General features: G+C 62.2%; 6 protein-coding genes. All 6 read left to right on the top strand.

Translation table 11 applies throughout. The features are described from left to right. The first annotated feature begins 282 nt into the window (after positions 1 to 282). Entirely contained in the window at positions 283 to 1,470 is a 1,188-nt protein-coding gene (locus tag H9X86_RS11285) for a DEAD/DEAH box helicase (protein WP_204901621.1), read from the top strand. 23 nt (positions 1,471 to 1,493) lie between these two features. Beyond that, positions 1,494 to 2,750 (top strand): redoxin family protein, encoded by a 1,257-nt coding sequence (locus H9X86_RS11280; protein WP_204901620.1) that lies wholly within the window; start codon positions 1,494 to 1,496, stop codon positions 2,748 to 2,750. A 15-nt stretch (positions 2,751 to 2,765) separates the two neighbouring features. Next, a complete protein-coding gene (locus H9X86_RS11275) occupies positions 2,766 to 3,545 on the top strand; it encodes a TIGR00282 family metallophosphoesterase (protein ID WP_204901619.1) in 780 nt (259 codons plus the stop codon). A 12-nt stretch (positions 3,546 to 3,557) separates the two neighbouring features. Then, positions 3,558 to 4,631: a metallophosphoesterase family protein gene (locus H9X86_RS11270; protein WP_204901618.1), complete on the top strand. Its 1,074-nt coding sequence runs from the start codon at positions 3,558 to 3,560 to the stop codon at positions 4,629 to 4,631. Beyond that, complete coding sequence (locus tag H9X86_RS11265) at positions 4,628 to 6,529, top strand: ATP-binding protein (protein ID WP_204901617.1); 1,902 nt, start codon at positions 4,628 to 4,630, stop codon at positions 6,527 to 6,529. The genes H9X86_RS11270 and H9X86_RS11265 overlap by 4 nt, the downstream gene beginning before the upstream one ends. A gap of 118 nt (positions 6,530 to 6,647) precedes the next feature. Further along, entirely contained in the window at positions 6,648 to 7,037 is a 390-nt protein-coding gene (locus H9X86_RS11260; RefSeq protein ID WP_204901616.1) for a helix-turn-helix domain-containing protein, read from the top strand. Positions 7,038 to 7,254 lie beyond the last annotated feature (217 nt).

Here is a 7,254-nt window from a genome sequence, read left to right as displayed (position 1 = left end):
AGTGTGGCCTTGGGTCGCCCTTTGACCCAAGGATGCATGCAGCGGGCTGCATCTCCTCGAAAAAATGCTTGCATTTTTGAGAAGCGTGTCGAACTTTTTCGACACGCTAGGGCTCCCTTTACACAAGGGAGCCCTTGGCCTCGGCAACCCCTCCCCCCCTGGGCTATGGAGTATCACCCGAGAAATTGGGGTGCGGTTCCCCCTTCGGGACTTTACGGTATACCAGGAAATGTGATATACTACGATGGACTATATATGTAAGAGATAGAAAGGATCTATACCATGGAAATTGATGGAGTTGTGGTGCAAGACACCTACTTTTACCAAGATATGAACCTGTCCGAGGCCACCATGAAGGCTCTGGACAAGAAGGGCTTTACCCAGGCCACCGCCATTCAGGGGGGGGCCATCCCCTGCTTTATGCAGTGGCGGGACGTGGTGGCCAAGGCCCCCACCGGCACCGGCAAGACCTATGCCTTCGGCATCCCCATGGTGGAGCATGTGGACCCCCAGTCCGACCAGGTGCAAGGTCTCATCCTGGCCCCCACCCGGGAGCTGGCGGTGCAGATCCGGGACGAGCTGCGGGACCTGTGCGCCTTCCGGGAGGGTGTACGCATTGTGTGCCTGTACGGCGGCCAGCCCATTGACAAGCAGATCACCCAGCTGAAAAATCGGCCCCAGATCGTGGTGGCCACCCCCGGTCGGCTCATGGACCACATGAAGCGGCGCACCGTGCGCCTGGATGGGGTGCAGACGGTGGTGCTGGACGAGGCCGACCGGATGCTGGATATGGGCTTTATCCAGGATGTGACCCGGATTCTGGACAAGATCCCCCACCGCAAGAACCTGGGGCTCTTCTCCGCCACCATCAGCCGGGAGGTCATGGACATCTCCTGGGTGTACCAGCGTGACCCGGTGGAGATCACCGTGCGCCCGGTGGAGGAAAACCGCCCGGACATCCAGCAGTACCGCATCGACCTGGACGGCCGGGAGCAGAAGCTGGACACCCTGGTTGCCCTGCTGGAGGGCGGCGAGTATGAGCGAGCCATCGCCTTCTGCAACACCAAGAACATGACCGACCGCCTGGCGGGCCTGCTGTCCATGCGGGGCATCTCCTGCAAGGCCATCCACGGCGACATCCAGCAGCGGGTGCGGGAAAAGACCCTCCAGCAGTTCAAGGCCGGTCAGCTGCGGGTGCTGGTGGCCACCGACGTGGCCGCCCGTGGGTTGGACATCGACGACGTGGATGTGGTATTCAATTACGACGTGCCCGACGAGCAGGAAAACTACGTCCACCGGGTGGGCCGCACGGGCCGAGCCAAGCGCCACGGCGTGGCCTATACCCTGGTGGCCTCGGTGACCGAGGCGGTGCGGATGCGGGATATCGCCCGCAACACCCGCATGGAAATCCAGCTTTTGAAATATGATAAAGACGGCTGTCTCATGCTGGTGGAGCCTGAGAACAGCTGATTTTCCAGTGAAGGAAGGTATGTATGCCAGGATTTGATCTCTCTGCCTCTGTGTCCCTGTTCACTGTGTTTGTCCAGGGCATTTTCAGTTTCTTTTCCCCCTGTGTCCTCCCCCTCCTCCCCCTGTACCTGGGCTATTTGTCGGGAAGCATGGGTGACGCCCAAGGCGCCCAGACCTCCCGGGTGAAAACCCTGGTCAACACCCTCTTTTTCGTCATCGGTATCAGCGGGGCCTTCTTCTTGCTGGCTTTGGGTATGACTGCCCTGGGCCAGGCCCTGCACCAGTACCAAAAAATCATCATCCAGGTGGGTGGCATCCTTATCATCGCCTTTGGTCTGTTCCAGCTGGGGGTGTTTCGCCCCATGGCTTTGGAGCAGGATCGGCGCATCCGCTTCCCCCTGCAAAAGTTGGCCATGAGCCCCCTGGTGGCTCTGGTGTTCGGCTTCACCTTCTCCTTTGCCTGGACCCCCTGTGTGGGCCCCGCCCTGGCCAGCGTACTGCTGATGGCGGGCTCGGCGGACACTGCCGCCCAGGGCTTTGCCCTCATTGGCCTGTACACCCTGGGCTTTGTTCTCCCCTTCCTGGCGGTGTCCCTGTTTGCCGGGGTGCTGTTGCAGCTGTTCCAGAAGCACCGCAACGTGGTGCGCTACACCGTGAAGGTGGGTGGGGCGCTGCTGGTGGTCATTGGCCTTCTCATGGTCACCGGGTGGATGGACGCCCTGTCCGGCTCCCTGGCGGGCTCTGACCCCCAGGCCACTCCCACTGCCCAGGTCACCGAAGCGCCGGAGCAGACCGCCCAACCGGAGCAGAGCGATGCACCCCAGGAGAGCCAGGCCCCCATTCCCGCCCTGGACTTCACCCTCACTGACCAGTTTGGCAACACCCACACCCTGGACCAGTACAAGGGGAAAACCATTCTTCTGAACTTCTGGGCCACCTGGTGCGGGCCCTGCCGCAGTGAGATGCCCGACTTGCAGGCCATCTATGAGGACTACGGCAAAAACGAGAAGGATTTGGTGGTGCTGGGTGTGGCTGCCCCCAACCTGGGCCAGGAGGGCTCGGCGGCGGACATTTCCGCCTTTTTGGAGGAGAACGGGTACACCTACCCCACCCTGATGAATGAGGATGCCAGCCTGTTTTACTCCTACGGTATCTCCTCCTTCCCCACCACCTTCATGATCGATAAAAACGGCAACGTCTATGGCTATATCTCCGGGGCATTATCCCGGGAGGTGTTTGAGGATATTATTCAGCAGACCATGGACGGATCCAATTCCTAACCGGGAGGCTTTTTTATGGAACTTCGTGTTCTGGCCATCGGGGATGTGGTGGGCGAGAGCGGCGTGAACTTTCTCTGCCGCCACCTGCCCACCCTCCGCCGTCAGTATGATATTCACTTCACCGTGGTCAACGGGGAAAACGCCGCCTCCAACGGTCTGATGCCCCATCAGGCCCAGGAGATCTTTGCCGCCGGGGCAGATGTGATTACAATGGGTAATCATACCTGGGGTAAGCGACAAATCGTAGAGGAAATGGAGCGCAATCCCTATATTCTCCGGCCCGCCAACTACACCGGCCGGGCCCCGGGCCGGGGCTTTGGGCTCTTTGACGGACCCCGGGGCACCACCATCCGGGTGGTCAACCTCATTGGCCGCTGCGGCATGGACGCCAACTTCGACAATCCCTTTACCAAAATGGATGAAATTTTGAAGGACGGAGAGGCCACCCTCACCCTGGTGGATTTCCACGCTGAGGCCACCAGCGAAAAGGGGGCCATGGCCTGGTATCTGGACGGGCGGGTGCAGGCCCTGTGGGGTACCCACACCCATGTGCCCACCGCCGACACCCAGGTGTTCCCCCAGGGGCTGGGCTTTGTCACAGACCTGGGTATGACCGGCCCCACCCAGTCGGTGATCGGCATTCACCCCTCCCAGGCCATCAACCGCTTTTTGGGTGGCCTGCCCCAGCGGTTCCAGCCCGCCGACGGCCCCTGTGGCATGGATGGGGTGCTGTTTACCATTGACACCAACACCCGCCGCTGCCTTACCGTGGAGCGGGTGGACATCGACGGATAAGGAGGCTCTCTCATGCGTATTCTACACGCCGCAGACCTCCACCTGGACTCCCCTTTCAGCAGCCTCCCCGCCCCCCAAGCCGCCCAACGGCGGCGGGAACTGCGGGACATCCCCCACCGTCTGGCCCAGCTGGCCCAGGCGGAGGGGGTAGACCTGGTGCTGCTGTCAGGGGATTTGTTGGATGCCGTGGGGGTCTATCCCCAGTCCGTCCAGGCCCTGGTCCAGGCCCTGGGTGAACTGTCTGTCCCCGTCTTTCTGGCCCCGGGTAACCACGACCCCTACACCCCTCAGTCCCCCTATGTCACCGCCCAGTGGCCCTCCAACGTACATATTTTTTCCACAACCTCTATGGAGACTGTGGAAGTGGCGGAGCTGAACGCCGTCATCCACGGCTGCGCCTTCACATCAACCCACCGGGAAGATGCCCCCCTGTCCGGGTACACCGTGCCAAAGGACGGGCGGGTGCATCTTCTCTGTCTCCACGGGGAGGTGGCCCCCATGGGCCGCTACGCCCCCATTCTCCCCGGTCAGCTGGGTGCCACCGGGGCACACTACGCCGCCCTGGGCCATGTCCACCGTGGCTCGGGCTTGCAGCGGGAGGGGGACACCTACTGGGCCTACCCGGGGTGTCCCGAGGGCCGTGGCTTTGACGAGACGGGGAAAAAGGGCTGTCTGGTGGTGGATGTGACCACCCAAGGGACCAGTGCCAAATTCGTGCCCCTGTGCTGCCGGGAATACCGCATCCAAGAAGTCCCGGTGGACACCCTGGCCCAGACTCTGGCGGGGCTGGACTACTGCTCTGACCTGGTGCGCCTGACCCTCACCGGGGAGACGGACACGCCCCCCTCCCTCACCGCCCTCACCCAGCAGGTGGCCCCCCACTTTTTCTACGCTGAGTGGGTGGATGCCACCACCCTGCCCCGTCAGCTGTGGCAGCGGGCAGGAGAGGACACCCTGACAGGGCTGTTCCTGCGCTCCATGTATGAAAAAATCCAGGCTGCTCCCCCGGACCAACAGCCCCAGCTCATCCTGGCCACCCGGTTCGGGCTGGCCGCTTTGGAGGGAGAGGAGGACATCTGCCCATGAACATCATCTCCATGACTGCCACCTTCGGCAAACTGGAGGGAGCCACCCTCACCCTCTCCCCTGGGCTGAACATCCTCACCGCCCCCAACGAATGTGGAAAATCCACCTGGGCGGCCTTTCTCACCGCCATGCTCTACGGCATCGACACCAGGGAGCGGGACAAGGCGGGGCATTTGGCCCAAAAAACCAAATATCAGCCCTGGTCTGGGGCTGCCATGGCGGGTGAAATCCAGCTGGAATGGCAGGGGCAGGCCATCACCCTGCGCCGATTTGCCAACCGCTCCGGCCCCTTTGGAGGTTTTGAGGCGGTATACACCGCCACCGGGGACCCGGTGCCCTTCCTCACCGCCGCCAACGTAGGGGAGACCCTCACAGGGGTGAGCCGGGAGGTGTTTGTCCGCTGCGCCCTGGTTGGCCAAGGGGACACCGCCGTCACCCCAGGTCCAGACCTGGAGCGGCGCATTGCCGCCCTGGCCACCACGGGGGAGGAGGACGTGTCCTACTCTGCCACCCAGCGCACCTTGAAGGACTGGCGCAACCGCCGCCAGGCCAACCGCTCCACCGGGCTTATTCCCCAGCTGGAGGGGGAACTGGCCCAGGTGCAGCTGGCCTTGGAGCGCTCCGCCCAGGCAAGGCAGACCCAGGCCCAGGCCAAACAGGAGCTCACCCGGCTGCAACGGCACAAGGGACAGCTGGAACACCAGCTGTCCCAGCACCAGGCGTACCGCCAACAGGCCCTGAACCAGCGGTACGCCCAGGCCCTTCAGCAGCAAGCCCAGGCACAGGCCGCTTTGCAGGCTCTCCCCGCCCCTGACCCCCGCTTTTCGGGGCTCACCGCTGCCCAGGCCATGGAGCAGGCGGGGAATCTCGCCCAACAGACTCAGGAACACAGCCGCCAGCGGCAGCAGGCCAAGGCAAGCCGTCAGGCTCTGTCCGGGGCTATGAAGTTGTGGGTACCCCTCTTGGGGGTGGGCGGCCTGCTGCTCATCGTTCTGGGCTTTTTCCTCACCCTCTATCCCCTGTCCTTTGTGGGCTTTGGGTGCATGGCGGGGGCCGTTATTTTGGCCATGGTATTGGTGGCCAAAATGGGGAAATATGATAAAATCCTGTATGCTCCCGCCCCGTCTCAGGGGGAGCATATGCAGGAGGCGGTGCAGGGCTATTTGGACTGGCTGACCCAGCACCAGCAGTTGGAGGCTCAGCTGAGCCACGCCCTGGAGCGGGTGGCAGACCTGGAGGCTCAGGGGGCACAGCGGCCCACCACCAACCTCACACCCCCCACGGTGGATCCCCAGGCACTCACCGCCCAGCTGCGACAGGTGGAGAGCCTCATGGCCCAGTGGCGCAGTCGGCTGGATCAGGCCACCGGAGCCTTGGGCCGGGACACCCTGGAGGCAGAGAGCCGCCGGGGTGAGCTTCAGGGCCAGCTTGCCCAGCGCCAGAAGGAATACCAGGCCCTCACCCTGGCTCTGGAGGGATTGGAACAGGCCAACACCGCCCTGCGGCAGCGGTTTTCCCCGGCTCTAAACGACAAGGCCGGGCAGCTGATGGCCCGACTCACCGGGGGACAGCACACAGGGCTGACCCTGGCCCGAGATCTGTCCGCCCAGGTGGAGCAGGATGGGGTACCGCTGCCCCATTCCCAGCTGTTTTTATCCGCCGGGGCGCAAGAGCAGCTGTATTTGGCCCTGCGTCTGGCCCTGTGTGACCTCACCGCCCCGGAGGCTCCCATGGTGCTGGACGACACCCTGGCCTACTTTGACGATACCCGAGCCACCACCGCCCTGGAGCTGCTGCAAGCGCAGGCCAAGGGTCGGCAAGTACTTCTCTTCTCCTGTCACAGCCGGGAGGCCCGGTGGGGGGAGCAGCACGGGGCAAATGTCACCAAACTATCATGAAATTCCCTCTCTACCCCTGAGTCAACCAGAAGTCGAGGGAAAGAAACTGTCCGTCGGTTGCGTTCCACCCCTGGTTTTGCTATCATGGCTTTAACAACGACAAGGAAGTGATCCGTTCATGACAAAGACACTGGGCGCACGCATTGCAGCGCTGCGCAAAGAAAAAGGAATGACCCAGCTGGAGCTGGCGCAACAGATGGGGGTCACAGATAAGGCGGTGTCCAAATGGGAGCGTGACCTGTCCTGTCCCGACATCAACACCATTCCCCGCCTGGCGGAGGTGCTGGGGGTGTCCCTGGAAGATTTAATGCAGATCTACACCCCAGAGAAACAAGAACATGAGGTATCCATCCACCTGTCCACCATCGCCCGAGCGGTAGCTCTGGCCATGGGGGTGGCGGTGGTGGTACTGCTGCTCTTGGGCGAGTTGACCGTCCTCAACGGCATGGGTATGCTGGGCATCGGGGTGGCCTGTTCCGCCCTGGCTCAGTTTGACAAACGCAATTAAAGGATGATAAAGCATCCCCCGGAAGCCATTGCTTCCGGGGGATGCTGAGCGTGTCGAAAAAGTTCGACACGCTTCTCAAAAATGCAAGCATTTTTTCGAGGAGATGCGGCCCGCTGCATGCACCCTTGGGTCAAAGGGCGACCCAAGGCCACACTGGCGGGCTGAGAAGTGTTTTTTCCGATGCGCATGTCCCCGGAAAAAACAGGATTTCAATTTA

Source organism: Pseudoflavonifractor capillosus (genome assembly GCF_016902575.1).
Taxonomy (GTDB): domain Bacteria; phylum Bacillota; class Clostridia; order Oscillospirales; family Oscillospiraceae; genus Enterenecus; species Enterenecus capillosus_A.
This window is presented reverse-complemented; position numbering and strand designations above follow the sequence as displayed.